We start from the raw sequence: 26,452 nt of genomic DNA on the forward strand, positions 1-26,452 counted from the left end.
CGGTTAAAAGTGCGTGGCGGCGCGCTGATGGTTGGCTTGCGGACAATCCGAAAATATGTCGATCGACAGCCAATCTCCCTTCTCAAAGACGCCAATCAGTTTCGGTGATAGCGCGTCAATCATCGTGACATTGCTTAACAAAAGATAACGTCATGTCGATTGTCATACGTTTCTAAAGCTGGCTAGGATGAGCTCGCTTCGGTAAAGCTGCGTGCGCGAGCTAGAGCGTCTGCGGCAATGTGCAGCTTTCCGACGACCTAATAAAAATAAAGAAAGGGGAAGCTGCATGTGTGAGCCATTCAATCAGGGCACCGGCTCCATATCCGTGCTGCGCAACGCTGGTTTTCAGACGATTCGTGCGAGAAGACCTCTGAATGCTGCAGTCGCATTGGTCGTCACCATGACGCTGTATGGTACGGCAGTGGCAGCGGACAGTACTTCCGTCGGCCCTTCGCCCAGCGCAGGCGACGCTAGCGTTTTCGCGCTTGAGTCTACGAAAGCCTCCCGTAGCCTGTTATTGGATGTCACTCACGCCGGCGACCGCATGGTTGTGGTCGGGGACCGTGGCCACATTCTGTATTCCGATGATCAAGGCAAGAGCTGGACCCAGGCTAAAGTCCCGACGCGGCAATTGCTGACGGCTGTCTATTTCGTTGACGCTCGGCACGGATGGGCCGTGGGCCACGATGCACAGATCCTCGCGAGCAGTGACGGTGGTGTTACCTGGATCAAACAATTCGAAGATCTCAAGCGAGAGGCTCCGCTGCTGGATGTCTGGTTCAAAGATGTTTCCAATGGCATTGCCGTCGGCGCCTACGGGGCCGTGTTGGCGACGAGCGATGGCGGCCAGCATTGGGAGGACATTGGCGACCGTCTCGATAACGAAGACCAGTACCACCTCAACGGCATTACCTACGTCAAGGACGCGGGTTTATTCATCGTTGGGGAAATGGGCAGCATGTTCCGCTCATACGATGATGGGCAGACGTGGGAGAAGCTGGAAGGTCCCTATCAAGGTTCGCTGTTCGGGGCAGTGGGAACTACTGAACCCCAGACGTTGCTGGCTTACGGCCTGCGCGGCAACTTATTTCGCTCCACGGACTTTGGCAGCAGTTGGGAGCCGATATCACTTCAAGGTGAACGAGGTCCTCTCGAATTCAGCATCGCCAACGCATCGCTCATGCCGGACAACTCTATCGTGTTGGTCGGTAATGGCGGCAGCGTGATGCGCAGCACCGACGACGGCGCAACCTTCGAAGTGTCCAATCGTCCTGATCGTTTATCGCTGTCGGGGGTCGCCGAAGACAACAAGGGGAACCTCATTCTGGTAGGACAAGGCGGCGTGCACCTCGCCTCGCCAACGGGCGCCGATGTCGCTCAACAATAAGAACTGACACGGCGAGGACGCTTTCAGATGACCAATCTTCAACACCATCACCACGACAAACCGACCTTGCTCGAGCGATTGATCTTTAACAATCGCCCAACGGTGATCGTCATTTGTTTGCTGGTCAGCCTATTTCTGTTTTGGCAGGCGACCCTCATACGGCCTTCGACCAGCTTCGAGAAAATGATCCCACTCGGCCATCCGTTCATTCAGAACATGATGGACCATCGAAACGACCTGGCGAATCTGGGCAACACCGTGAGAATTTCGGTGGAGGCCAAGCAGGGGGATATCTTCTCCAAGGAATACATGGAAACGCTTCGTCAGATCAACGACGAAGTGTTTTACATTTCCGGTGTTGATCGTTCGGGCCTCAAGTCGTTATGGAGTCCGAGCGTTCGTTGGACGGAGGTGACGGAGGAGGGCTTTGCAGGGGGGGAGGTGATTCCGCAGAGCTATGATGGCTCTCAGGCCAGCCTGGACAAGCTGCGCAACAATGTCCTGAAGTCCGGTCAGGTCGGACGCCTGGTGGCCAATAATTTCAAATCCAGTATCGTCGACGTGCCGTTGCAGGAGTTTTATCCGGACCCTAAAGACCAAAGCAAACTGCTGCCACTGGACTACCGGCAATTCTCCCATCAACTGGAAGAAAAGATCCGCGACAAGTACGAAGCGCAGAACCCCAATGTCGATATTCACATTGTCGGTTTCGCCAAGAAGGTCGGCGATCTGATCGACGGTCTGATCATGGTGGTGATGTTCTTCGGCGTGGCCTTCCTGATCACCCTCGTGCTGCTGATGTGGTTTACCCGCTGTGCGCGTAGCACCGTGGCAGTGTTGAGCACGACCTTGATTGCGGTGATCTGGCAACTGGGCCTGATGCATGTGGTGGGCTTCGGGCTCGATCCGTACTCGATGCTGGTGCCGTTTCTGATCTTCGCGATTGGCATTTCCCACGGCGTTCAAAAGATCAACGGCATCGCATTGCAGTCCAGCGATGCCGACAACGCGTTGACCGCTGCGCGGCGCACGTTCCGGCAACTGTTTTTGCCGGGGATGATTGCGATCCTGGCAGACGCGGTAGGCTTCATCACGCTGCTGATCATCGACATCGGCGTAATCCGGGAGCTGGCCATCGGCGCTTCCATCGGTGTGGCCGTCATCGTCTTCACCAACCTGATCCTGCTTCCCGTCGCGATTTCCTACGTTGGCATCAGCAAAAGAGCAGTGGTGCGCAGTAAAGAGGATGCCGTTCGCGAGCATCCCTTCTGGCGGCTGCTGACGAATTTTGCAGCCCCCAGGGTTGCAAGGGTTTCGGTGATTCTGTCGCTGCTCGCGCTGGGAGGGGGGCTGTGGTATGGCCATAACCTGAAGATCGGCGACCTTGATCAGGGGGCACCTGAACTGCGTCCTGATTCGCGATACAACCAGGACAACAACTTCATCATCAGCAATTACTCCACCAGTTCCGATGTGTTGGTGGTGATGGTCAAGACCCCGCCCGAAGGCTGTTCGGCGTACCAGACGCTATCGGCGATCAACGAATTGTCCTGGAAGATGGAAAACACGCCCGGTGTGCAGTCGGCGATCTCGCTCGTGACGGTATCCAAGCAGGTGATCAAGGGCATGAATGAGGGCAACCTCAAATGGGAGTCGTTGTCGCGTAATAAGGATGTACTCAACAGCTCGATATCCCGCGCAGACGGCCTTTACAACAACACCTGTTCGCTGGCTCCCCTGTTGATTTTCCTCAATGATCACAAGGCCGAAACCCTCGACCGCGCCGTGCATGCAGTACAGGACTTCGCCCAGGCCAATAACAGGGAAGGTCTGGAGTTCTTGCTGGCGGCGGGTAACGCCGGTATCGAAGCGGCCACCAATGAGGTGATCAAGCAGGCTGAGCTGACCATCCTCATTCTGGTTTACATCTGTGTAGCGGTGATGTGCATGATCACCTTCCGCTCCTGGGCGGCGACGCTGTGCATCGTACTGCCTCTGGTGCTGACGTCGGTGCTGGGCAACGCGTTGATGGCGTTCATGGGTATCGGTGTCAAAGTCGCGACATTGCCGGTGGTGGCGTTGGGCGTGGGGATAGGCGTCGACTACGGAATTTACATTTACAGCCGTCTGGAAAGCTTCTTGCGCGCCGGTCTGCCCCTGCAAGAGGCCTATTACGAAACCCTCAAGTCCACCGGTAAGGCGGTGCTGTTCACAGGGTTGTGTCTGGCGATCGGCGTCTGTACCTGGATTTTCTCTGCCATCAAGTTCCAGGCTGACATGGGGCTGATGTTGACGTTCATGCTCCTATGGAACATGTTCGGCGCTCTGTGGCTGTTGCCTGCACTGGCGCGGTTCCTGATCAAGCCGGAGAAGATGGCGGGCAAGGTGGGGAATTCGTTGTTTTCTCATTGATCCTGCGTTTGAAACGAAAAAACCGCATCCGACAAAGGTGCGGTTTTTTTGTGGGCCCCGAGCAACTGTAGGAGCTTGCCCGCGATGGCGTCAGAGCAGATGAGTCGATGTTGATTGCTCGTCTGTCATCGCGGGCAAGCGCGCTCCTACAGAGATAAAGCGCAATTCGTCAGTTATAGATAAAGAAGCCACGCCCGCTCTTACGCCCCAGATACCCGGCCGCGACCATTTCCTTGAGCAGCGGTGCAGGGCGGTATTTGCTGTCGTTGAAGCCCTCGTGGAAAGCCTCAACGATCGCCAGCAGCGTATCGAGGCCGATCAGATCGGCCAGTGCCAGAGGGCCAATGGGCTGGTTGCAGCCCAGTCGCATGCCATCGTCAATATCCTGAGCGGTGGCGAGCCCCTCCTGAAGCACCAGAATCGCTTCGTTGATCATCGGCACCAGAATGCGGTTGACCACGAAACCTGGGCGATTGCCAGCCGTGATGGCGGTTTTGTTCAGGCGCTCGGCGAGCTTGATCGCCACCACGTGCGTCTCGTCGGCGGTTTGCAGGCCTCTGATGACCTCGATGAGGCCCATCATCGGTACGGGATTGAAAAAGTGCAGGCCGATGAAGCGGTCAGGGTCACTGACACTCGCCGCCAGTTGAGTAATCGACAGCGACGAGGTGTTGGACGCGATAACGCAATCGCGGCCGACATGCTCGGCGATCTGCCGGAGCAGCCTGAGCTTGAGGTCAAGGTTCTCCGTGGCAGCCTCGATGACCACCTGCGGACGACTCAGGGCTGCGTAGTCGGTGGTGCAACGGATTCGCGACAGCGCTTGCTCGGCAATCTCGGCGGTCAGCGTCTGTTTGTTGACCTGGCGTTCCAGGTTCTTGCGGATCGTGGCCAGGCCGCGTTCCAACGCCGCGTCGTTGATGTCCAGCAATGTCACGTCGAAGCCGGCCACTGCGCAGACTTGCGCAATGCCGTTGCCCATGGTGCCTGCGCCGATGACGGCGATATGTTGCATGGTCATGTGGAGCGTCCCCTCACACGCGTTCGAAGATCACAGCGATGCCTTGTCCGCCGCCGATGCACATGGTGACCAGCGCATAGCGGCCACCGATACGCTGCAGTTCATGGATGGCCTTGGTGGCGATGATCGCGCCCGTCGCGCCGACCGGGTGGCCAAGCGAAATCCCTGACCCGTTGGGGTTGACCTTCTCCGGATCGAAACCCAGCTCGCGGGCCACGGCACAGGCTTGGGCCGCGAATGCTTCGTTGGACTCGACCACGTCCAGGTCGGCGACGGTCAGTCCGGCGCGCTCCAGCACTTTGCGGCTTGCCGGAATCGGGCCCAGGCCCATCATCGAGGGCTCGACCCCCGCATGTGCGTAGGCCACGAGGCGGGCCATCGGCTTGAGGCCATGTGTGCGCACCATCTCGGCATTGGCCATGATCAGGGCGGCGGCGCCGTCGTTCAAGCCCGAGGCGTTGCCCGCCGTGACGGTGCCATCTTTCTTGAAGGCAGTCTTCATCTTTTCCAGTTGCTCGGCCGTCACTTCACCGCGCACGTGCTCATCCTGCGCAAAGGTGACTGTGCCTTTGCGGGTGGCAATTTCGATGGGGACGATCTGGCCGTCGAAACGACCTTCGGCAATGGCGCGTGCGGCTCGCTGCTGGCTCGCCAGTGCCAAGGCGTCTTGATCGGCGCGGGTGATGCCGTAGTGTTCGGCGATGTTTTCTGCAGTGATCCCCATGTGGATGTTGGCGAAGGGGTCATGCAGCGCACCGAGCATGTAGTCATAGGCCTGCACGTTGCCCATCCGCGCTCCCCAGCGGGCCTGCGGCATGATGTAAGCGCCGCGGCTCATGGATTCGGCGCCGCCAGCCAGCACAGCCTTGGCATCCCCCAGCAGGACGGATTGCGCAGCGGACACGATGGCCTGCAAGCCGGAGCCGCACAGGCGATTGACATTCATCGCCGGGGTTTCCTTGGTCAGGCCGGCCTCCAGTGCGATGACCCGAGACAGGTAGGCGTCGCGGACTTCAGTCGGAATGACGTGGCCCATGACCACATGGCCGATGTGCTCCGCGGCGAGTCCAGAGGTCGCCAATGCCGCACGGCTGACCTGAGTGCCCAGCTCGATGGGTGAAACGTCTTTGAGGGAGCCGCCAAATCCGCCAATGGCGGTGCGCAACGCGCTGACGACGAAAACTTCGGTAGTACCCATGTCGACTCCTGATAGCTGGCTGAACGGAGAAAAAGCCCGACCCACGACATTTCGGTCAGGCGCGCTGTGCGGGCAAGTCTAGATCGGCGTCCGGAGGGGGCCTATGCCGAAACTGTCCAGATTGGTTGGCGTTCTTTACCATCAGTGTCGTGGCTCATAACGACAACAGGAATGGCGGCTCATGCGGGATAAGGATTCGGTCTCGATCTACTTCGTTCACTTGGTGACGCAGGCCTTGCGTGACCAGCCGCTGCGCCTGCAATCGGTGCTGGAAGGGGCGGGCATCGACATGGCTTTGCTGAGCGACCCAACGGCGCGAGTCCCGGCGAGCGCATTCGCCGCGTTATGGCTGATTCAGATCAAGGAGTTGGAAGACGAGTTTTTCGACCTCGACAGCCATGGCATGCCGCTGGGCAGTTTTGCCTTGATCTGCCGGGGGCTGATCCAGGAGCCGAATCTGGAGAAAGCCTTGCGCCAGTGCCTGAACAATTTCGCCCTGTTCCTGAAAGACTTTCGTGGCCACCTGATCGTGCGCGGTCCGCGGGCCATCATTTCTGTGGACAACCGGGCTGCCGACCCCACCAAGGGACGCTTTGGCGAGGAAACCTTCCTGCTGCTGATGATCAGCCTGTTGTGCTGGTTGGGGGGGCGTCGGTTGACCATCGATCGCGCCCATTTTCGCCACACCCGGGAACGGCTGAGTGACGATTCACTGCTTTGGGGATTCAACCTGGCGTTTGGCGAGGCGCGTACCGAGGTCGAGTTTTCCAGCCATTACCTGCGTTTGCCGGTGGTGCAGTCGCTGCCTTCGCTCAAGTCCTTTCTGCGCACTGCACCGCAGTGGCTGGTGATTCGCTTCCGCAATCAGCGCGGATTGGCGTCGCAAGTCTACCAACGGCTGCGCAGCAGCCATTACGGGCACTGGCCGACGCTGCTGCAAATGGCGGCGGAACTGAAACTGAGCCCCACCACCTTCCGGCGCCGCCTGGAACGCGAGGGCTGCGCGTTTCAGGGGATCAAGGACGAGGTCCGCCGGGGCATCGCCCAACAGAAGCTTCGTGAAACCGACATGAGCGTGGTCGATATAGCCGCGCTCGTGGGCTTTCAGGAGCCCAGTGCGTTTCACCGGGCTTTCAAGAAGTGGACCGGCGAGAGCCCCGGCGGCTATCGCCGTCAGCGAGCCTTCGTCACCCAGGATATGGACAGCGCAGCGCCGTAACCGGCGGCCGTCCTGTTGTGTCAGCGCTTGGGTCGCCAGGCGTCCTGCCAAGCCTGGGCGGTCGAGTCATCGAACACTCCATGGCGGAGCACGTATTCTCGCAACTGATCGCCCAGGTGCGCAGCGGTCGACGGATCCTGGGTGTGCGCGCGAATGCCCTCCAGCCAGCCTGAGAGGGTGTGCGGAACACGTGTCACGGGCAGATCACCGGAGAAGGGTCGCACATCGCTGCACACCACTGGGACGCCGCAACTGCCCAGTCGAAGCGCGGCGAGGTCGGTACGGCAAGTGGTGAACAGGTTATCGTTCGCCGGCAGCAAGCCGAGATCCAGATCCAATGCGGCGAGCGCAGCAGGAAACTGATCGGCCCCGGGCAATTCATGGTGTTCGTGGGCGTAGGCGCGCAGCACGCCCTGATGGTCGCCCATCACGATCCATTCCACTTCATCGGCCAGTGCTTCGATGACGGGGACAATCATCTGCAAATCCTGGGCTTGCCAGTGATCGTTGACCAGTCCCACCCGCGGTTTTGCGCCGCGTCCGCGTGCGCAGGACAGATGTCCCCAAACGTCGACGTTCAGCCGGGACGGAATCAGGTGCACGTCGGCATGAAACTCGCGCGCGATGTCGGCAAGCATGGGGCTGGCGGCGATGACCCGGTCCACTTGGCCAAGCAATTGTTGCAGCCGTTGCAGCCGCTCCGGGCTGAAGGCGAATGCGTCTTCGGACGGCTGCTCCGGGGCGAGGTCGAGGTCATTCAAGTCAAGAATGACGAACGCGTTCGGCAGGATTCGGGCACGCGCCACCGTCTGCAGGAAGCCTTCATCGAGGCGCGCCTGAAAGACGATGACGTCAGGGTTCAAGCGCGCTTCCTGTGGAATCGACAACGGGCCGCTGCTGAGCTTGCCTTCGATGACGCCGCGCAGTTCGAGCGCCTGCAACGGGCCGATCACCCGTTCCTGAGGGGCGGCCCATAGCCCGTCGGGGTAGGCCAGCACCACCGGCGCACGACGCCAGGCCATCGGCCGCCAGACCAACTGCATGTTCAGTTCCAGTTCCACCGACTGCAGGTCCAACGAGAGATTGGGGTTGAAAGCAGGATCGCGGCCGATCAGCGGTAGCCATTTGCGGTACATCGCCAGTTGCTCGCCCACGAAGCGCTTGCGTTTGACCTGATAGGCCGCCGTGTCGACATGGGTCTGGCTGACGCTGCCTTCGTGAATCAGTACCGAATGGGGCGTCCAGACATTCAGGTAGCCCAGTGCGCCGACTTTCAGACACAGGTCGACATCGTTGTAGGAGACGACGAACGCCGTTTCATCCAGGCCGCCGACCTTTTCGTAAACCGAACGACGGACCATCAGGCACGCCGCGGTGACCGCGCTCAGGTCCTGATCCACTTGAACCCGCTGGGTGTAACCCTGAACATGCTGAGGTTCGCTGATGTGCTGGTGACCGGCGGGCCCGTCCAGCCCCATGCGCACGCCAGCGTGCTGCATGCGTCCAGTGGGGTAGAGCAGCTTGGCGCCGACCACGCCCACTTCAGGTCGCAAAGCATGGTTGAGCAGTTCGTCCAGCCAGCGCTCGTGCACGATGGCCGTGTCGTTGTTCAGCAGCACCAGGTACTCGCCTCGCGCCTGAGCCGCCGCGACGTTGTTGATGCGCGAATAGTTGAAGGGATGAGGGTAGCGCAGCACCCGGACCTGATCCGAACCCATGGCCTCGATCTGCGCCAGCCACGCCAAGGCTTCGGGGGTTTCGCTGTTGTTGTCGACAATCAACAGCTCGTAGTTTGGGTAGCGAGTCTTGTGCAGCAGGGTTTCCACGCAGCGTTGCAGAAACGGCAACTGATCCTTGGTCGGCACGATGATCGACACCACCGGTTGCGCGGTGTGGCCATACAGCACGTGATAGCGCCGGGGTAGGGTATGAAAGACCTGCGCCTGCGCATAACCGCGGACCTTGAGGTGACGCTCAAGGGTGCCGATTTCATGCAGGTTAGGCGTTGTCGCGGGCAAGTCGCAGACCAGCAGCGGCTCACAGACATGGGCAATGCCCTCGGTGCCGCCATGCTCGATCTGCCGCAGTATAAGGTCGAATTCCGCCGCGTCGCTGAACTGCGGATCGAAGCCGCCCAGACGCTCAAGGGTCGTGCGAGCGAACAGCCAGTGGGCAGCGGCTTGCAGCGGAAAGCTGAGCAGGTAATCGAGATTGAAATCCGAGCGCAGGGCCGACATCAGACCGCCTTGAGGGTGGCGATGCATGTGATCTGCGAAGGCGAGTGCCAGGTCAGGCGCCTGCATCAGTTGCAGGGCGCAGGCGGTCAGCCCAAAAGACGTGAACTGCGTACCGGCGTCGACCGTCAGCAGCCAATCGAACGCACGGGATTGGACGATCTGGTTCAGCACCGAAGCCATGTCTTGTGGGGCAGGTGCCGTGAACTCGGACGCCATGACCACTTGAATCATCGCCGCCATCGGGCCGTCTTTGGGCAGGCTGTCGAGGGTGAGTTGGACGTCAGCCGGGGGCGAGTCGAGGTCTTTGATCACCACCAGCAGCGAGGGCATTTCCGACTTACTGAAGTGGCGATCAATCTCGCGCTGTTGCCCTTCGTCTGGTGTGCGGTACTCCAGCCATGCTTGCACCTGCTGAGGATTCAGGCGTTGCGGCGCAGGGCCAGACAGGTGTGCCAGCAAGTCGAAATCGCTAAAGCCTTCCGAGCCAGCCAGCGCCCGTGCGCCGACGCGGCCGTTGGCCAGGGAGGTGCTCGCCCAACCGGCTTCCCGCACCAGACGATGGAAGCGGTGAATTTCTTCGGTGTCAGCGCCTGCGATCTCGATCCCCTGATCGGTAAGGTGCTGCGGGGCGATGCGGCTGGCGCTCAACGTCGACGGCAGCACAATCAGGTCACCCGTGCTCAGCAGGCGCGCGTACAGCGCCAGCGGGCTCAGCAAGCCAAGGGACTCACCGCCCAACGTGAACGGCGCATCGCCTAGCGCCATGACCTCCTGACGCCGACACATTATCGCGCTCGGTTCGCCGATGAAGTTGCAGGTGAACTCACCCAGCACCGCGACCACGTCGGGGCCGCGCAGCACCAGCGGCTGGTCGACGCGAAAACGTGTCGTCAGGCTTTCCGGGAGCAGGGCGCCGTCGGCGTCGAGCCATTGGCGATGGGCCGATACCAGGCGGGCCTGTGGGCTCGCTGCCAACGCCGCGACCATCTGCCGGATGCAGTCGGGGCCAAGAAGGCCGTCACCCGAGAGAAATTTGATGTACTCGCCGCTGGCCGCGTCAATCCCTTGTTCGAAACACGCCTCGATTCCCGGCTCGCGCTCATTGCGCAGATAGCGAATCGGCCAGGGACAGGACGCCCGGTACAGATCGCTGACCGTCTCGGCCAGGCCGTCGTGGGTGTCATCGCAAATCACGATCTCGATCGCATCGTGGGTTTGCTCGATCACACTGCGCAAGGCCGTTTCAAAAAACTCGGTCCGGCACACGGCGATGACGACACTGACCAGTCGTTGTGAATCCATCTGGGTTTCCGCTCGGTGAAAAAACTGACTTGAACGCTCGCTCGCACCGAACGACGCGCTGAAAAAACCGGAGCGCCATGAAAATGACGCACCGTCTTCAATGGGCTGGATACGTAGCAATAACCCGGCCAAACCGCAGGTGTTCAGGGCGGTGGCGCGACCCTTGCATCGCCATTTGGCAGCGACGACTGCGTGACGTGGGAGCCCTCCGGGGCACGTATCGGCGCGTTCGAGCCAATTAACGTTCGTCGATGCGTGGCCGATATGCGAACAGCAAGGCGTTGCGCATGGCGCCGATTCATTTTCACCCACTGCCTCCCGGCAGATACCAGGATTCATCATGGCGACACCATCGCAATTCGATAACGACACGTTTCAACTGGCTCGCGATCATCTGCAACAGTTCGTCAAGAAAACCGCAGAGCACTTGCGAGGCGAATCAGGACGGTTGCTGGAAGTCGGTCCGCAGGATCGCTCCCTGGTCCGGGAGAGCTTTCATAACTTTGCGGTGGAGACGTTCGACATCGTCGACACCTACGGGCCCGACCTGGTGGGTGATATCACCAAGGTCAACACCTTCATTCCCGACAGTGCGTACGATGTCGTGGTGTGCATGGAGGTCATCGAGCACACCCTGAACCCGTTCGATGCCGTCAAAGAGATTCGGCGGGTGTTGAAAGACGGCGGTCATTTACTGATTTCCGCCCCTTTGAACTGGCGGATCCACGGCCCTTCGCCAGATTGCTGGCGCATCACCGAGCACGGGTGGAATGCGCTGCTTCGGGACTTCGACATCGTTGAGATCGACATTCTCGAATCCCCCGGCCGAGAGCTGTTCCCGATCCGTTACAACGTGCTGGCGCGCTGCAACAAGGCCAAGCAGAGCCAGGACAACGAATTGCAGTTCCGTTGGATATGAAGCCCGCCATGCCCGCCAGCGTCGCGTCGCTGGAAGCGCTGTTGCCGCGCCTGTCGTCGGCCACCTTCGATCCTGCGGTCTTCCGCAAGACCGGTGTGTTCGTGGTGCGTAACGCCATCGCGCGGGACGTGGTCGACGCCTGGGTCAGCGAGTGGAAGGTGTTTCACGCGACGATTCTGGAGAAGGGCCGGGACGTCAACCGCGCCAATCCTGTGTCGCTCAACGAGCAGCTCCCCGAGCGCCTGGCGCATATGTACCGTGAGCCGGTTTTCGCTCAGACGCTGAAGGCGATCATGGGCGATCACATCGCGCTGTATAACCACCGCTTCGTGATCAAGGACGCCCTGAGCCCGAACAAGGTCTTTCTGCATCAGGACAGCTGTTATCACGCTGGCAACCTGAACAAGTGCAGCGTATTCGTCCCGGTGAGTCGGGTGGACAAAGACAACGGTGGCCTGACGTTCCATGTGGGCTCGCACCGGTTGGGTGTGCTGGGAGACGCCGGAGAAATCGATCCTACGAGTTTCGACGTGCAATGGCCCACCGTGACCCCCGAATTGATGCCCGGTGATTTTGTCGTCATGGACAGTCGACTCTGGCATGAGTCCGGGCCCAATCTGTCGGGCATCGATCGCATCATGGCTGACATGATCATGCAGCCCGCCGACGATCCGACGGGCCAGGAATTGCTGTGCGGCGAATGGCAGACCGACGTGTTCTATTCGCCCAAGACCATCACGCGCCACTTCGTCAATTCGCGCATTCTCAAGATCGTCAAATACGAAAAACAGTTGGCGCAACTGAAAGCCGACATGCCCGCTCAGCACTGACTGCGCAATGAGCACGCATGAATCCATCGAGGAAAGAACATGACCACCTGCCTTGCCACCAACACCTTCGCGCCCTCCAAGTTGATGCACATCCGACCTTACCGCGTGCTAAGCATCGAAGATGGCCGCGAGGAAGAAGTGAAGTTTTTCATGCCCCCGGCGGACGGGGCAGGGAGCCTGACCGCGTTCGAGTCGGTGATGCTGCTCAAGCTGGTGCGGGCGATCAAGCCCGACTTCATTTTCGAGTTTGGCACCTTCGATGGCCGCACCACGCGGTTGGTGCTGGAAGACCTGCCGGATAACGGCGACCAGAATCCGCGTATCTACACGCTGGATTTGCCAGATACCGAGGGCGTGGTGTTTCAGGGTGACGACAAGTTGTTGGCCGAGAAGGCGCTGCTTTCGACGCGCAAATACAACCTCTCGCCCAAGAAAGGCATGGTCAAACAAATCCTCCAGGACTCGATGACGTTCGATCCGACCCCGTACGCCGGCAAGTTCGATTTCATCTTCGTCGACGCCAACCACGAGTATGACTACGTCAAGAAAGACACCGAGAACTCCCTGCACATGTTGGGCGGCGAACGTAATTGCATCGTCTGGCACGACTACGGCAACCCGCAGTTCCCGGAACTGACCCGCTACTTGGAAAGCCTGGCCGATGACCTGGAGCTGTATCACATCCAGGGCACCATGCTGGTGTTTCATATGCGCGGGTTGAAGATCGGTGACGAGCGCCCGGCAGGTTGAGGGTTGCAGGTTTGCGAAGGCGCCCTCAGTGGCGCCTTTTTTCATGGAGCGGCGATCTCGCAAGCGCCGACTTTTTGTCTCTCGCAACGCCTGTCATTTTTCGTCATCGGCGCTGAACGCCTTGTGTGGCGGGGGTTGTAGCCCTCTTGAGGGTCGTTGGTTCGGATCTTGCTTCGGCAGCCACATGCATCGGCGAAAGCGTCCGATCACGTTCTGTGGAGTGGCGAGTGATGGAAGAGAAAGTCGTAGGTTTGATTGAAGAGGCGATGGAAGCGGACGCAGGATCGCTGACGGTCGATCAGCCGCTGGACTGGGATTCGATTGCGCTGGTGACGTTCATGGCCATGGCCGATGAGCACCTGAACAAGACGCTGTCGGCTGCGCGTCTGAACAAGTGTGTGACGGTAAGAGACGTCATCACCCTGGTTGCCGAGTGACACTGGCCAGCTTCGTTTTCTGGACACCTTCATGACAAGCACGAAATCCCGACAGATTGCGCCAGCCTTGGTGAGCGCCTACTGGCACCCGCTCTGTCTCAAGTCGCAGGTTGCCGAGGACAGGGATTTCATACGCTTCAACGTGCTGGACTTCGAAGTCGTGGTGTTCAATGACGCGGGCAACCTGATTGCCTTCGATAACCGTTGCCCCCACCGTGGCACGCGTTTCTTCACCGAGGATCGGGGGCGCCAGCGGATTCTGTGCCCTTACCACGGCTGGAGCTATGGCGCGGGGCAGCTGCGCATTCCCGACGCCAAAAGCTTCACGGGGTGTGACATCGGTAAGGCCGACCTGAATTTCTTCAAGCTCGCGTTCTGCGGCGAATTGGTGTTCTTTGCCATCGAGCCGCGTGCGTCGCTGGCGGATCAATTGGGCCCCGAGATTTATCGATTGATCGCGCAGACGACGCCGGACTTGAGTGGCGTCGCCGATTTCAACCGCTACGCGTTCGAAGCCGACTGGTCGATTTCCCTCGAAAATGCACTGGAGCCGTATCACATTCCCCTTGTGCACCGGGACACGCTGGCCACTTTGAAACTGGGCCGCGGGGAGAATGTTTTTTACGGGGAAAACTCCATCTGGTCTGCGCCGGTGGAGAACGAAAAGGTCGCACGACGCCTGGAAGGCCTGTCACGGTTTTTCGCGCCGCGCGAGGCATTCCCCGGCTACATCAGCCTGTTTCTTTATCCATTTTCCATGCTGTCCTCGACTTACGGCTATTCGTGGTCGATGCAGAATTTTTTCCCGTCATCGTGTGATGACCGCACCTGGTTCACCAGCCAGCTGTTTGCGCTGCGTGCGGCCTCCGAGCGTTATGACGAAATCGTCGCGACCTTCATGGCGTCGACGGCAGAAAACAACCGAGCGGTTTTCGACGAAGACCATTCCATTTGCAAGCGCATTCCCGGCGATACCTGGTCGTGGGAGCCACCCCGCTATTTCAGCTCGACGGAAGCCAAGCTTCTGCATTTTCGGGCGTCGTGCGCGGAATGGGCCCAGCAGTCCAGGCTCGCTGCATTACCTGGCGAGGAGCCCGTATGAACAGCGTCACAGGCAGTACCGATGACGCGGTGCGCCGTATTTCAGCAGCGCGTGTGCGCGGCATTGCGTGTGCGTTGCCCGACACCCTTTCGGAAGTGGCCGACCTGACAGCTCGCTTCGGTGAGGAAAGCGTGTCCAAGATCATGGCCAGCACCGGCATCGAGCGCCGTCATGTGGTCACGGACCAATGCACCTCTGACCTGTGCGTCGAGGCGGCGCAACGGCTGCTGAGCGATCTGAATGTCGACAAGGCCTCGATCGACACGCTGCTGTTCGTCACCCAAACCCCGGATTACGTATTGCCCGCCACGGCCTGCACGCTGCAGCGGCGCCTTGAGCTGCCCTACACCACGGCCGCTCTGGACGTGAACATGGGCTGTTCGGGTTACGTGTATGGCCTGTGGATGGCCTCGGCAATGGTTGCCAGTGGCGCCAGCAAGCGGGTGCTGCTGCTGGTGGGCGACACCATCAGCAAGCTGGTTGCGCCCGATGACCGTTCCGTCGCCGCGTTGTTTGGCGATGCCGGCTCGGCGACCTTGATCGACTACGACCCTTCGGCCCCTGCGACGCCTTTCGTGTTGGGTACCGATGGCAGAGGCGAGAAAAACCTGAGAGTGCCGGGCGGCGCGTTCCGGGATCGCAGCGGCCTGGATACGTCGACTTCTGAGGAGGGCGTACGCGGCCCGTTCGATCTGTACATGGACGGCGCCGAGATCTTCGCTTTCACCTTGGCGAGGGTTCCCGCACTGGTGCGCGCGCTGGAGGCCTGTGCCGTTGACCAGTCAGTGGCGATCGAAAAATACGTGTTCCACCAGGCCAACCGGTTCATGCTCGAGCACTTGGCCAAGAAGGCCAAGGTGCCGTCTGAAAAGGTGGTCCTGAATCTGCAGCAGGTCGGCAATACCAGCAGTGCGTCGATTCCGTTGGCGCTGAGCCTGGATGCCCAGGGCGCTGCCACCACGCTGCAAGGCCATTACCTGCTGGCCGGGTTTGGCGTCGGCTATTCATGGGCAGGTTGCGTCGTGGATTTCAACAACACTCGGATCAGCCCGCTGACGCGGGTCGCCCCATCGCGTAACGAGGCCTAAGTGCAGACCCATCCTTTTTCGCTGGACGGCATGTCCATCCTGGTCACCGGTGCTTCCTCCGGCATAGGCCGTCAGGTGGCGATCTGGCTCAGTCAGCAGGGCGCGCGGATCGTCGCGGTCGGTCGCGACCTGCCGCGCCTGGAAGAAACCCTTGGCCGCTTGCAGGGGGAAGGGCACAGCTGTCACGGCTTCGACTTCCTGGCGGGCGACGATGTCTCAGCGTGGATGAAAGCGCTGGTCAAGGCGTCTACGCCGTTGGACGGGCTGGTGCATGCGGCCGGGGTTCAGTTGCCACTGCCGATCCGGGCTATGGGGCTGGACCATTGGGAGAAAATTTTCGCCACCAATGTCACCTCCGGGTTTTCGTTGATCAAGGCGTTCCGGCAAAAAGGCGTGTGCCGCACGCCGTCGAGTATCGTGATGCTGTCCTCGGTCATGGCGCAGGTCGCCCAGCCTGCGCTGGTGGGCTATTGCGCCAGCAAGGGGGCGGTGGAGTCGATGGTCCGTGCCGCGGCACTGGAGCTGGCCCGGGAAGGCATTCGCGTCAACGCCGTCGCACCGGGTGTGGTCAGGACCGAGATGGCCGACAAGCTCGAAGGGCTGGTGGGCGAGGACGCCATGGCAGCCATCGAGGGCAAGCACCCGCTCGGTCTGGGCGACCCGCTGGATGTCGCGTACGCCGTCCATTACCTGTTGTCCCCCGCGGCGCGCTGGGTCACAGGCACATCGTTGGTGGTCGACGGGGGGTACCTGGCCGAATGAACGTGACCAAACTGATCATCGTGGGCGCTGGTGGGCTGGGGCGGGAGGTGCATTCCTGGCTCAAGGACTGGGTCGAGCACAACGAAGGCTACAGCATCGGCGGCTTTCTCGATGACGGCAGCCTCTCGCTGAACCGTTTCCACCACTACGCTGATATCTTGTCGACCATCGACGCCTACGAGCCTGCGGACGACGAGCGGCTGCTGGTGGCCATCGGCAAGCCTTCCGACAAGAAATACGTGGTCGAAAAACTGCTGGCCAAAGGCGCGCAGTTCTTCACCCTGGTTCATCCCACGGCCATCGTCGGGGAGAACGTCAAGATCGGGCGGGGCGTGCTGGTGTGTCCGTTTTCCGTGTTGTCAGTGGATTTGACCATCGGCGATTTCGTGACCGTGAATTCACTGTGCACCATCGGCCATGACACCCACATCGGCGATTTCTCGACCTTGAGCGGCCACTGCGATTTGACCGGCGGTGCGGTGCTCGAAGAGGAGGTGTTCATGGGCTCGCGTTCCTCGGTCCTGCCGAAGGTACGGGTTGGCAGGGGCGCAGTGGTCGGCGCAGGCAGTGTCGTGCTGCGCGCGGTAAAACCCGGCGACGTGGTGTTCGGCGTGCCGGCCAAGCGGATTTCAGGATAGGCATGCCATGGCCCGTTACGCTCGAATCAGTGAAATAGAGTACGAACTTCCAGAACGCGTACTGAGCAACGAGATGCTGGCGCGGGAGTTTCCCGAGTGGGATGTCGACAAGATCTTCCAGAAGACCGGCATCAATGAACGCCATATCGTGGCCGAGGGGGAAACGGCGTCGGATCTGGCGTTTCGTGCCTGCGAAAAGCTGTTCGCCAACAGCGATACCACGCGCGACCAGATCGACTGTCTGATCTACTGCACTCAGAGCCCGGACTACCTGCTTCCGGCCACCGCGTGCATTCTGCAACATCGCTTGCAACTGCCCCAGCACTGCGCGGCCTTCGATTTCAATCAAGGGTGTTCAGGGTTTATCTACGGATTGGGTCTGGCCAAGGGCTTCATCGAATCCGGTCAGTGCCGCAACGTCCTGCTGATCACCGCCGACACCTACAGCCGTTACATCAACCCCCAGGACAAGAGCGTTCGCACGCTGTTTGGCGATGCGGCCGCGGCGACCCTGATCAAGGCCGCGGACGACGCGTTGCCTAGCCTGGATCGCTTTCGGTATGGCAGCGACGGCGCCGGGGCGCCCAACCTGATCGTGCCGGTGGGCGGTGCCCGTCGGCCCTGGGTGGCCGGAGACACCCCCGCTGAATATGGCGACGACAGTGGTAATGTCCGTTCGGACGCCAACCTGTACATGAACGGCTCGGCGATTTTCGAGTTTTCGATGACTCAGGTGCCCAAGCTGTTTGCCTCGCTGTTCGATGAACACTTCACGGTCGAGCAGTCCGATCTGTTCGCGTTCCATCAAGCCAACCAGTTCATGCTCGATGCTTTGCGGCGGCGTCTGAAGTTACCGCCCGAGAAGTTCATCACCGAGTTCAGGCATTGCGGCAACACGGTGTCGAGCAGTATCCCCGTCGCGCTGAAAGAGGCCCTGAACAAAGGGCAGATCCAGCGCGGCCACCTGATTACCGCAGTGGGGTTCGGCGTTGGCTACTCGTGGGGCGGTTGCGTCATCCGCTGGTAAGCGCATCGAGCGACGTTCGAGGGCTCCGATCGGAACCCTCGGCACATCAGGTCAGCGATCCAGCAGTGCCGCCTGCCAGCGCTGCAGGTGCGCCTCATCGAGCATCCAGTCGCTCGCCACCTTCGCTTTCAACGCCTGCCCAAGGCGCTTCGCCTGCTCCGGATCCTGGAGGTGCGCGCCAATCGCATCCAGCCAGGCCGCGGTCGAATTCTGCACGCGGGTCAGCGGCAGGCTGTTGCGCAGGCCAGGTACGTCACTGGCAATCACCGGGTAACCGCACGCGCCAAATTCCAGGGCCAGACGCGTACTTTTGTGCTCGCTGTAGAGGCTGTTGCCTGCCGGGATGAGTGCCAGATGCAGGTCAAGGGAAGCGAGCACGCCGGGGTACAGTTCGCCCTCGACCGCGCTCCGCCATTCATGGACGTAGGGGCGCAGGGATTCGGGGCAAGGGCCCATGATGATCCATTCCACTCGGTCCGACAGTGCCTTGATCACTTCCTCGATCAGGGCCAGTTCCCCCAGTTGCGCGGCATTGCCCACCCAGCCCACCCGGGGTTTGCCGTGGGGCACGGGGTAGCTGTAGCCCTGAATGTCTCGCCAGCGGGGCTCCAGCCGTTCTTCAATGACTTCGATTCTAGGATGAAAAGAGCTCAGTACGTCGGCCAGTCCAGCGCTGGACACGATGACTTTGTCCATCAACTTCAGCCCGGCCTGCAACGTGTGGCGAAGCCGCTCATCCGAAGGCGCACCGGTGATTTGTGAAGAGGAGACCGGGTACTCGCCGACGTCGTAGATGCGCATCGCCTTGCTCAGCGCGCGAGTGACGGTAAGGTTGTGCAGTGCTGCGTCAGTCAGCGGGTTTTGCAGGATGAGGGTGTCCGGCTTCAGGCGCGCGAGTTCGGCCACGGTCAGCAGATCCGGGGTGATCACCGGCTCGAGGGTCAGGTTTTCGGCCAACTGCTTGAGCGGCCCTGACAAGCGTGTGGTGGTTTTGCCCAGATCGCTCGGGTGCGCCAGCACGACTGGAGCGGGTCGCCACGACAGCGGGCGCCACGTCAGCTCGGTGTTGGTCTCCAGTTGCACACCTTGGGCTCTGGACGAAAAGTTGTCGTTGTACGCCGGATCGTGGGCGACCGCGTTCAGCCATTTGCCGTAGAACGCGAGAGCGGTCGGAGCGGTCGGAGCGGCCGGCTCGGCGGTCACCGGCGCCTCGTGCAGCAGGACGGTATGTGGCGTCCAGACGACCAGCCGCCCCGTGTCTTTGACCCGCAGGCACAGGTCAACGTCGCCGAGCGCCTCGTTGAAATCGCCTTCGTCCATTCCGCCCAACGCGTCATACAGGGCGCTTGCGATCATCAGGCACGCGCCGCTGACCGCACTGTAATTCTGATCCACCACCAGGCGTTGCATGTAGCCTTCGCTCGCCGCGTTTTGCCCGCTGAACAGGTGCCTGGCGGGCGCTTCCAGGCCAAGCACCAACCCCGCGTGGTCGATGGTATTGTCGGGGGCGAGCAACTTCGCCCCGACCACGCCGACTTCCGGACGCTGGGCGTGGTTGAGCAGGTTATCCAGCCAATTGCTGTGCAGCACGGCGGTGTGCGGACTCAGCAAAAGCAGGTAGTCGCCAGTGGCGTGCCGGGCAGCCAGATTGCAGGTGGCCGAACGGCTCATCTGCGCCGGGCAACGCAGCACCCGCACCTGTTCGAGTTGCATGGCTTCGACGCCCTGCAGCCACTCCACGGCGAGCGGGTCCTGGCTGTCATTGTCAGCGATGAGAATCTCGTAGCGGGGGTAGGTGGTCTTCTCCAGAATGCTTTCCACGCAGCGCTGCAGCATCAGGATCTGATCGCGGCTGGTGACGATGATCGAGACCTTCGGTTGCCCGGCGTGCCCATACTGGAGCTGATAGTGCCGTGGGCGGGTTTCGAGGACCTGGCCATTGACGTAATTGCGAGCGACGAGATGGCGCTGCAGCGTGCGCACCTCGTCCGGGTTACTTTCACGCGGCTCGGGCCGGTAGGTGACCAGAGGTTCGGCGATGTGCTCCAGCCCGTCCAGACCATTGTGCTCGATCAGCCGCAGAATGAGGTCCAGCTCCAGCGCTTGAGGGTAGCGCTCATCGAAGCGGCCTGCGTCGATGGCGGCGTAGCGGTTGAAGATCCAGTGCCGGGCCATGGCGTCGGGGCAACTGAGCAGATAGTCCAGACTGAAGTCGGGCCGCAGCATCACTTCCGAGGAGGGCTCGGCGGTTTGCGCGATTTCATCGGCGAACAACGCACGGGTCGTGGGGGTCTCGGTGAGTTTGACCGCTGCCTTGAGGACACCGGCGGCGTTGAGGGTCGAGCCAGCGTCGAGCAACATGATCCAGTCGAAGCCACTGTCTTCCAGTGATCGATTCAGCTGCGACGCGCGATTAGCGGCGTCCACGGGCAGGTAAAGGACGTTGCCCGCTGCGTCCGGATGGCCGTTGGCCGGGTCGAAGAAAACGACCACTTGCGGCGGCATCCAACTGCGCAGGGTCGCCTCGACACTGGCCAGGGTCCGCTGCAAGGGTGCGGCCTTGCCCTGCAGGTCCGAGACGAAAATCGCCAGGCGAGGTGCGCCGTGGTGATGTTGAAAATAATGGACGATGTGCGGCTTCTGCGGCCCGGTGGGGCGACGCTTTTCGGTCCACTGCTGGATCTGGTCGTGACGCAGTTCGGTGACCGGCTTCTCAAGGTAGTAGGCCCGCAGATTGAAGGCTGCAAAACGCTCCCGGTCGCTCAGCGGTGCGATTTTCACGTCGCCATTGATCCAGTATTCGCGTAGCCACCCCAATTCCTTGGTGATGCGGTAATAGTGGTTATGGCCTTCTTTGGCGATCTGCGGTGCGGCCCGGGCGATGCTGCTGCTCTGAGTGTCGGTCATGCGAAAGCGAGACAGCGGGCGTTTGAGCAGGGCCAGGTTTCCCTGCCGCAGCAATTTCACGTACAGGCTGATGTCGCCCAGCCAGTGGATCGTCTGACCTTTCAATGACATCAGGTCCTGGCCGTACGCCAGCACATCGTCTCGGCGGCACATCACCGCACTGGGCTCACCCATGAACGTCAGCGGCAATTCGGACAACAGGGCCACCAGCTCAGGCCCATGAATGACCACGTCGTCTTCGAACGGGAAGTAGGTCAGCAGGTTGTCCGGCAGGAGTTCGCCTTGTTCATCGAACAGGCGTCGCGTACCTGCGGCCAGCGTGATGTCCGGATGGCCATGGAGCAGGGCCACCAGCGTACTGACGCAATCTGGCTCCAGCAGGTCATCGTCGTACAGAAATTTGATGTACTGGCCACGGGCTTCACGGATGCCGCGTGCCACGTTCAGTGCTTCACCCAGCGGGTGTTCGTTGCGGTAATAGCGGATCGGCCAAGGGCTTTGCGGGGTGAGCTTTTCGACCAGGTCGACGATACCGTCGTCACGGCAGTCGTCACAGATGACGATCTCCAGTTGATCGTAGTCCTGCGCGAACGCGCTGCGCAGCGCGACCTCGAAGTAGAGCGGCTTGTAGGCCGGAATGACGATGCTGACCAGGCGTGACGCGTTCATCTGAATCCTTACATCCGGTTGGGCCGAGCTCGACGCTTTGAAAACCCGGCGGGTGGCTGGGGCGTACTGTGTAGGCAGCGCCCGCCTTGCCGGGGCGCTGCAAGAAAGAGGCGTGTCAGGCCCGTTCGGCCAAGGCGCTTTGCAGCACGTCGATGACGCTGTCGAAGGCCTCGCCGTCCAACGCATCGAAAATCGGCAAACAGAGGATGCGGCTGGAAACATCAGTGGCGACTTTCAACCGCTCCGGTTTGGCCGATTCCAGGTTGCGATACATCGGGAACGTCGAGATCAGCGGGTAGAAATAGCGCCTGACGAGAATGTCACGGGCACGGAACCGCTCGAACAGCGCATCGCGGGACAGCGGAAAATCGTCCCCGACCACCACTGGAAAATAGGAAAAGTTGTGGTCGTCGTTCGGTGAGTAGAACAGTTGCAGGCCTGGCATGTCGGCGATGGCCTCGCGGTACATCGTGTCGATGCGTTTTCTGCGCGCCAAGGCACCGTCGATGTAGTTGAGCTGCAACAGGCCGAAGGCGGCGTTGATTTCACTCATCTTGCCATTGATGCCTGGCGCGACCACGGTGACCTCGTCGGCGAAACCGAAGTTTTTCAGGTAATCGATTCGTTGTTTGGTCTTCGCATCCGGGCAAACGATGGCGCCGCCCTCGAAGGTGTTGAAGACCTTGGTGGCATGGAAGCTCAGAATCGACAGGTCACCGTGCCGCAGCAGGCTTTGGCCCTGATGGCGCACACCAAAGGCGTGGGCGGCGTCGTAGATGACTTTCAGGCCGTAGCGGTCCGCGATCTTCTGGATGCGGTCGACGTCGCACGGCGTGCCATAGCAATGCACCGGCATGATGGCGGTGGTGGCAGGCGTAATGGCTTCTTCGATGCGATCCGGGTCCAGATTGAACGAGCCAGGGGCGATGTCGACGAAGATCGGCTTCAGACCGTTCCACAGAAGCGAGTGGGCCGTGGCGACGAACGAGTAGGGGGTGGTGATCACTTCGCCCGTCACACGCAGCGCCTGCAGCGCCGTCAACAGCGCCATGGTGCCGTTGGAGAACAGGCACAGGTGGTCAACGCCCAGGTAGTCGGCAAGATCCCTTTCCAGTTTCTCGTGAAACGGCCCCGCATTGGTCAGATGGCGGCTTTCCCAGATCCGCTCCAAGTAAGGAACGAACTCCTCCAGTGGGGGCAGCAGAGGCTGTGTGACGGGGATCTTCTTACTCATGAGGAATCCTGTGCTCCATGGTCGCATGACGGCGAATCCACATGGCCTGCAAGCTGACGGACGCCGTTATGCTCGCTGTCATGGAAATGGCGCTTAAAGCGCTATCCATGCGGAAATAGCAAGAACCCGGCCAACCTTGGGCTGGACGAAAGACGCGCTTGATATTCCGAACGCCTGATGTCTATTTTGTACACCTCGCCGCCACTGCGGCCTGTCAGAGCACCGCCCGACCGGCATCAACACGGCTCGTGCGCCGCTTCATAAAAAGGATTTGAGTCATGTTGAGCGATGGTCACACTTCACTCGCGCAGCGATTGATAGGCATTGATGAAGTCGAATGCGTTACCCCGGATCTGAACGGCGTGCCACGCGGCAAGGTGATGACGGCGGAGGGCTTCCTGGAGGGGCGCCGTCTGCAACTGGCACGAGGCGTCTTGCTGCAATGCATCATGGGCGGCTACCCCGCCGCAAAGTTCTACGGCAGTGATGACGGCGACTTGGCCCTGGTAGCCGATGCCCGGCAGATACACCGCCTGCCGTGGAGCGAACAACCACGGGCTCTGGCCATTTGCGATGCCGATGAGCTGGATGGCGAGCCTTCCGGGCTCTCCACCCGGGGTCAGCTCAAGTCGGTGATCGCCCGCTACGCCCGCCATGGCTGGTCACCGGTGGTGGCCACTGAGCTCGAATTTTTCGTCTTCGCGCCCAACCGCGACCCGAACCTGCCCTTCGAACCGCCAGTCGGTCTGGACGGCCGCCGCGAGGACGGTCAGTCGGCGTTCAGTGTCAGCTCCAACAACGGCTTGCGCCCGTTTTTCACCGAGGTTTACGCCTGCATGGCGGCGCTGGGGCTGCCGCGCGACACCTTCATGCACGAGATGGGCGTCAGCCAGTTCGAGATCAATCTGTTGCACGGCGATCCACTGCTGCTGGCCGATCAGACGTTCCTGTTCAAGCACATGCTCAAGGAAGTGGCCCTCAAGCACGGCCTGACCGTGGTCTGCATGGCCAAACCGCTGGCGCATACGCCGGGCAGCTCAATGCACATTCATCAGAGCGTGGTAGACAGCGCGAGCGGGCAGAACATCTTCAGCAACGCCCAAGGCGAACCCACTGCTGCGTTTCATCACTTCATCGGGGGGCAGCAGGCCGCGATGGCGGACTTCACGGCGCTGTTCGCGCCCAACGTCAATTCGTACCAGCGCCTGTGTCACCCTTTCGCCTCGCCCAACAATGCCTGCTGGTCCCATGACAACCGTGCCGCCGGGCTGCGCATCCCGGCGAGTGCGCCAGTGGCTCGACGGGTGGAAAACCGCTTGCCGGGTGCGGACGCCAACCCTTATCTGGCGATAGCGGCTAGTCTTGCAGCAGGCCTGTACGGGATCGAGCACCATCTGGCACCGTCGGCGCCGATTCAAGGTGAGTTCGCCGTTCCAGATAATCTTTCGCTGCCATGTACCTTGCATGCGGCATTGGAGCGTCTGAAACGCAGCTTGCTGGCCAAGGAACTGTTCGGGGCCGAATTCATCGAAGGCTACATCGCGTCGAAGACCCTGGAATTGACCAGTTTCTTTAACGAAATTACCCCTTGGGAGCGACGTGTGTTGGCTGCCCAAGCTTAAAAACGTCTTGCGCAAACCCTCCATTGACGAGGGTTTGCGTTTTTTGGAAAGCCGATGCGCCAAATCTGGAAATCCTTTCGAGCGCTGTATTTCGCCTCACTGATGATGTTGATCGGTTCAGGCCTGCTCAGCACTTACCTTGCCTTGCGTCTGGCCGCCGATCAGGTCGATGGCCTGTGGGTCGGTGCGCTGATGGCCGCCAACTACGTGGGGTTGGCACTGGGTGGCAAGGTCGGCCACCGATTGATCGGTCGGGTGGGGCATATCCGTGCCTATGCGACATGCGCAGGGATCGTCGGGGCGGCCGTGCTCGGCCATGGATTGATCGACTACCTGCCCGCCTGGATCGTGCTGAGGATGATCGTCGGCCTCGGCATGATGTGTCAGTACATGGTCATCGAGAGCTGGCTGAACGAGCAGGCTTCGCCCCGGCAGCGCGGCACGGTGTTCAGCGGCTACATGATCGCGTCCTACCTGGGGCTGGTGCTCGGGCAACTGATTCTGGTGGTGCACCCTCAGTTGGGGCCCGAATTGCTGATGCTGGTCGCCCTGTGCTTCACCTTGTGCCTGGTGCCGGTGGCAATGACCCGCAGCATTCACCCGGCGCCGATGCGGCCTGCGCCGCTGGAGCCGTTGTTCTTCATGCGCCGCGTGCCGCAGTCGTTGACCACGGTGTTGAGTGCCGGGCTGATCATTGGCTCGTTCTACGGTCTGGCGCCGCTGTACGCCGCGCAACAAGGGCTGTCCACTGAGCATGTGGGTCTGTTCATGGCGACCTGTATCGGGGCCGGTCTGTTGGTGCAGGGGCCGCTGGGCAAGCTGTCCGACCGCTATGACCGCGCCTGGTTGATTCGCGGTGCGGCCGGGCTGCTGTTGCTGGCTGGCCTGCCGCTGGCGATCTTCCCCTCGATGCCGATTGAAGCGGTGTTCGTCATGGGCTTTCTCGCGTCGCTGTTGCAGTTCTCCCTGTACCCCTTGGCGGTTGCGTTTTCCAACGACCACGTCGAAGGCGAGCGTCGCGTCTCGCTGACGGCCATGTTGCTGATGACGTACGGGGTGGGGGCCAGTATCGGGCCTTTGGTGGCGGGTGTGTTGATGAAGCAATTCGGCAGCAACATGCTGTATGCGTTTGTCTGCCTGACCGCGCTGATGCTGGTTTTGCGGGTGCGTCCGAAGGCCGTCACCAACCTGCATCAGGTGCAGGACGCACCGCTGCACCACGTCGCCATGCCGGACAGCAGCGCCAGTTCGCCGCTGGTCGTGGCGCTTGACCCTCGGGTGGATGAGCAGGTGGTTCAGGATCAGATGCAGAACCCGAACGAGCCTGGGTATGTGGCTCCTGCGGAGGCCGAGCCTGTCGCGGAGTCGCCCGAGCGTGTCGTGCCCTCGGGGGAGGGCGTGGTGCGGCCGGTGGCGGTGGTCGATGAGGTGAGCGCGGTTGCATCGGCTGATGCGGCACGAGACGTCGGGGTGGATCGGCCGCTTTAGGCTGTGCCTGTGTTGGCTTTTGCCCTTTTTACGCAGTGGTCTGGATGGTGAGGGCTGATCCATTGGCGAGGGTGACGCTGATTCACTCTTCCGCTTTTACAGCGGCCCCATTTGTCTTGGCAAATGGGGGAAACCGCTTGCTCCTGGTTTGGCCCGGCTGCGCCGGGTTCCCTTTTTCCGGCGCTGCTCCGTGGGCACGCCGC

General features: G+C 60.8%; 19 protein-coding genes. 14 read left to right on the forward strand and 5 right to left on the reverse strand.

All coding sequences use genetic code 11. The features are described from left to right. Nucleotides 1–400 precede the first annotated feature (400 nt). Together N5D61_RS25910 and N5D61_RS25915 are read left to right on the forward strand one after the other, a co-directional pair. Entirely contained in the window at nt 401–1,387 is a 987-nt protein-coding gene (locus N5D61_RS25910) for a YCF48-related protein (RefSeq protein WP_279894710.1), read from the forward strand. 27 nt (nt 1,388–1,414) lie between these two features. Continuing rightward, nucleotides 1,415–3,799, forward strand: a complete 2,385-nt coding sequence (locus N5D61_RS25915) for an RND family transporter (protein ID WP_279894699.1) — start codon at nt 1,415–1,417, stop codon at nt 3,797–3,799. Nucleotides 3,800–3,968: 169 nt separating this feature from the next. Here N5D61_RS25915 and N5D61_RS25920 read toward each other — a convergent pair whose 3' ends face one another. Next, the gene (locus N5D61_RS25920) at nt 3,969–4,820 is read right to left on the reverse strand and encodes a 3-hydroxybutyryl-CoA dehydrogenase (protein WP_279894700.1); all 852 of its coding nucleotides are present in this window, start codon (nt 4,818–4,820) and stop codon (nt 3,969–3,971) included. A gap of 13 nt (nt 4,821–4,833) precedes the next feature. Then, entirely contained in the window at nt 4,834–6,018 is a 1,185-nt protein-coding gene (locus N5D61_RS25925) for an acetyl-CoA C-acyltransferase family protein (protein ID WP_108240602.1), read from the reverse strand. A 181-nt stretch (nt 6,019–6,199) separates the two neighbouring features. Here N5D61_RS25925 and N5D61_RS25930 point away from each other — a divergent pair, with 181 nt between their 5' ends. Beyond that, complete coding sequence (locus N5D61_RS25930; RefSeq protein ID WP_108240601.1) at nt 6,200–7,237, forward strand: AraC family transcriptional regulator; 1,038 nt, start codon at nt 6,200–6,202, stop codon at nt 7,235–7,237. Between the two features lie 20 nt (nt 7,238–7,257). On the opposite strand, the gene N5D61_RS25935 is transcribed toward N5D61_RS25930, so the two are convergent. Further along, a complete protein-coding gene (locus tag N5D61_RS25935) occupies nt 7,258–10,776 on the reverse strand; it encodes a glycosyltransferase (RefSeq protein ID WP_279894701.1) in 3,519 nt (1,172 codons plus the stop codon). Nucleotides 10,777–11,116: 340 nt separating this feature from the next. Between N5D61_RS25935 and N5D61_RS25940 the strand changes: the two genes are divergently transcribed. The 9 genes from N5D61_RS25940 to N5D61_RS25980 all read left to right on the forward strand — a co-directional run bounded on the left by N5D61_RS25940 (nt 11,117) and on the right by N5D61_RS25980 (nt 18,329). Next, a complete protein-coding gene (locus N5D61_RS25940; protein WP_108240599.1) occupies nt 11,117–11,695 on the forward strand; it encodes a methyltransferase domain-containing protein in 579 nt (192 codons plus the stop codon). An 8-nt stretch (nt 11,696–11,703) separates the two neighbouring features. Beyond that, nucleotides 11,704–12,525, forward strand: coding sequence for a phytanoyl-CoA dioxygenase family protein (locus N5D61_RS25945; RefSeq protein WP_279894702.1), 822 nt, complete (start codon nt 11,704–11,706; stop codon nt 12,523–12,525). Nucleotides 12,526–12,564: 39 nt separating this feature from the next. Continuing rightward, entirely contained in the window at nt 12,565–13,275 is a 711-nt protein-coding gene (locus N5D61_RS25950) for a class I SAM-dependent methyltransferase (RefSeq protein ID WP_108240598.1), read from the forward strand. A gap of 230 nt (nt 13,276–13,505) precedes the next feature. After that, nucleotides 13,506–13,712, forward strand: coding sequence for an acyl carrier protein (locus N5D61_RS25955; RefSeq protein ID WP_108240597.1), 207 nt, complete (start codon nt 13,506–13,508; stop codon nt 13,710–13,712). 31 nt (nt 13,713–13,743) lie between these two features. Further along, the gene (locus N5D61_RS25960) at nt 13,744–14,814 is read left to right on the forward strand and encodes a Rieske 2Fe-2S domain-containing protein (protein ID WP_279894703.1); all 1,071 of its coding nucleotides are present in this window, start codon (nt 13,744–13,746) and stop codon (nt 14,812–14,814) included. Further along, nucleotides 14,811–15,902 carry a ketoacyl-ACP synthase III gene (locus tag N5D61_RS25965; RefSeq protein ID WP_279894704.1) on the forward strand — a complete coding sequence of 364 codons (1,092 nt, stop codon included), beginning with the start codon at nt 14,811–14,813 and terminating at the stop codon, nt 15,900–15,902. The genes N5D61_RS25960 and N5D61_RS25965 overlap by 4 nt, the downstream gene beginning before the upstream one ends. Then, complete coding sequence (locus N5D61_RS25970; protein ID WP_279894705.1) at nt 15,903–16,664, forward strand: SDR family NAD(P)-dependent oxidoreductase; 762 nt, start codon at nt 15,903–15,905, stop codon at nt 16,662–16,664. Further along, a complete protein-coding gene (locus N5D61_RS25975) occupies nt 16,661–17,302 on the forward strand; it encodes an acetyltransferase (RefSeq protein WP_279894706.1) in 642 nt (213 codons plus the stop codon). The genes N5D61_RS25970 and N5D61_RS25975 overlap by 4 nt, the downstream gene beginning before the upstream one ends. 7 nt (nt 17,303–17,309) lie before the next feature. Beyond that, a complete protein-coding gene (locus N5D61_RS25980) occupies nt 17,310–18,329 on the forward strand; it encodes a ketoacyl-ACP synthase III (RefSeq protein ID WP_108240593.1) in 1,020 nt (339 codons plus the stop codon). Nucleotides 18,330–18,380: 51 nt separating this feature from the next. Here the strand turns inward: N5D61_RS25980 and N5D61_RS25985 are convergent, their stop codons facing one another. Together N5D61_RS25985 and vioA are read right to left on the reverse strand one after the other, a co-directional pair. Beyond that, entirely contained in the window at nt 18,381–21,905 is a 3,525-nt protein-coding gene (locus N5D61_RS25985) for a glycosyltransferase (protein WP_279894707.1), read from the reverse strand. A 115-nt stretch (nt 21,906–22,020) separates the two neighbouring features. Next, nucleotides 22,021–23,139: a dTDP-4-amino-4,6-dideoxy-D-glucose aminotransferase VioA gene (gene vioA, locus N5D61_RS25990; RefSeq protein WP_279894708.1), complete on the reverse strand. Its 1,119-nt coding sequence runs from the start codon at nt 23,137–23,139 to the stop codon at nt 22,021–22,023. 380 nt (nt 23,140–23,519) lie between these two features. Here vioA and N5D61_RS25995 point away from each other — a divergent pair, with 380 nt between their 5' ends. After that, on the forward strand, nt 23,520–24,761 hold the full coding sequence (locus tag N5D61_RS25995) for a glutamine synthetase family protein (RefSeq protein ID WP_279894711.1): 1,242 nt from the start codon (nt 23,520–23,522) through the stop codon (nt 24,759–24,761). Nucleotides 24,762–24,815: 54 nt separating this feature from the next. Continuing rightward, nucleotides 24,816–26,249, forward strand: a complete 1,434-nt coding sequence (locus tag N5D61_RS26000) for an MFS transporter (RefSeq protein ID WP_279894709.1) — start codon at nt 24,816–24,818, stop codon at nt 26,247–26,249. Nucleotides 26,250–26,452: the final 203 nt, after the last annotated feature.

Source organism: Pseudomonas sp. GD03842 (assembly GCF_029841165.1).
Classification (GTDB): Bacteria; Pseudomonadota; Gammaproteobacteria; order Pseudomonadales; family Pseudomonadaceae; genus Aquipseudomonas.

Bases quoted from the DNA above. Each gene is read 5' to 3' on its own strand.
- N5D61_RS25980 (WP_108240593.1), top strand. From the start codon at position 17,310: ATGGCCCGTTACGCTCGAATCAGTGAAATAGAGTACGAACTTCCAGAA.
- N5D61_RS25940 (WP_108240599.1), top strand. From the start codon at position 11,117: ATGGCGACACCATCGCAATTCGATAACGACACGTTTCAACTGGCTCGC.
- N5D61_RS25975 (WP_279894706.1), top strand. From the start codon at position 16,661: ATGAACGTGACCAAACTGATCATCGTGGGCGCTGGTGGGCTGGGGCGG.
- N5D61_RS25960 (WP_279894703.1), top strand. From the start codon at position 13,744: ATGACAAGCACGAAATCCCGACAGATTGCGCCAGCCTTGGTGAGCGCC.
- N5D61_RS25915 (WP_279894699.1), top strand. From the start codon at position 1,415: ATGACCAATCTTCAACACCATCACCACGACAAACCGACCTTGCTCGAG.
- N5D61_RS25920 (WP_279894700.1), bottom strand. From the start codon at position 4,820: ATGACCATGCAACATATCGCCGTCATCGGCGCAGGCACCATGGGCAAC.
- N5D61_RS25965 (WP_279894704.1), top strand. From the start codon at position 14,811: ATGAACAGCGTCACAGGCAGTACCGATGACGCGGTGCGCCGTATTTCA.
- N5D61_RS25910 (WP_279894710.1), top strand. From the start codon at position 401: ATGACGCTGTATGGTACGGCAGTGGCAGCGGACAGTACTTCCGTCGGC.
- N5D61_RS25985 (WP_279894707.1), bottom strand. From the start codon at position 21,905: ATGAACGCGTCACGCCTGGTCAGCATCGTCATTCCGGCCTACAAGCCG.
- N5D61_RS25930 (WP_108240601.1), top strand. From the start codon at position 6,200: ATGCGGGATAAGGATTCGGTCTCGATCTACTTCGTTCACTTGGTGACG.
- N5D61_RS25935 (WP_279894701.1), bottom strand. From the start codon at position 10,776: ATGGATTCACAACGACTGGTCAGTGTCGTCATCGCCGTGTGCCGGACC.
- N5D61_RS26000 (WP_279894709.1), top strand. From the start codon at position 24,816: ATGCGCCAAATCTGGAAATCCTTTCGAGCGCTGTATTTCGCCTCACTG.
- N5D61_RS25995 (WP_279894711.1), top strand. From the start codon at position 23,520: ATGACGGCGGAGGGCTTCCTGGAGGGGCGCCGTCTGCAACTGGCACGA.
- N5D61_RS25955 (WP_108240597.1), top strand. From the start codon at position 13,506: ATGGAAGAGAAAGTCGTAGGTTTGATTGAAGAGGCGATGGAAGCGGAC.
- N5D61_RS25950 (WP_108240598.1), top strand. From the start codon at position 12,565: ATGACCACCTGCCTTGCCACCAACACCTTCGCGCCCTCCAAGTTGATG.
- N5D61_RS25945 (WP_279894702.1), top strand. From the start codon at position 11,704: ATGCCCGCCAGCGTCGCGTCGCTGGAAGCGCTGTTGCCGCGCCTGTCG.
- N5D61_RS25925 (WP_108240602.1), bottom strand. From the start codon at position 6,018: ATGGGTACTACCGAAGTTTTCGTCGTCAGCGCGTTGCGCACCGCCATT.
- vioA (WP_279894708.1), bottom strand. From the start codon at position 23,139: ATGAGTAAGAAGATCCCCGTCACACAGCCTCTGCTGCCCCCACTGGAG.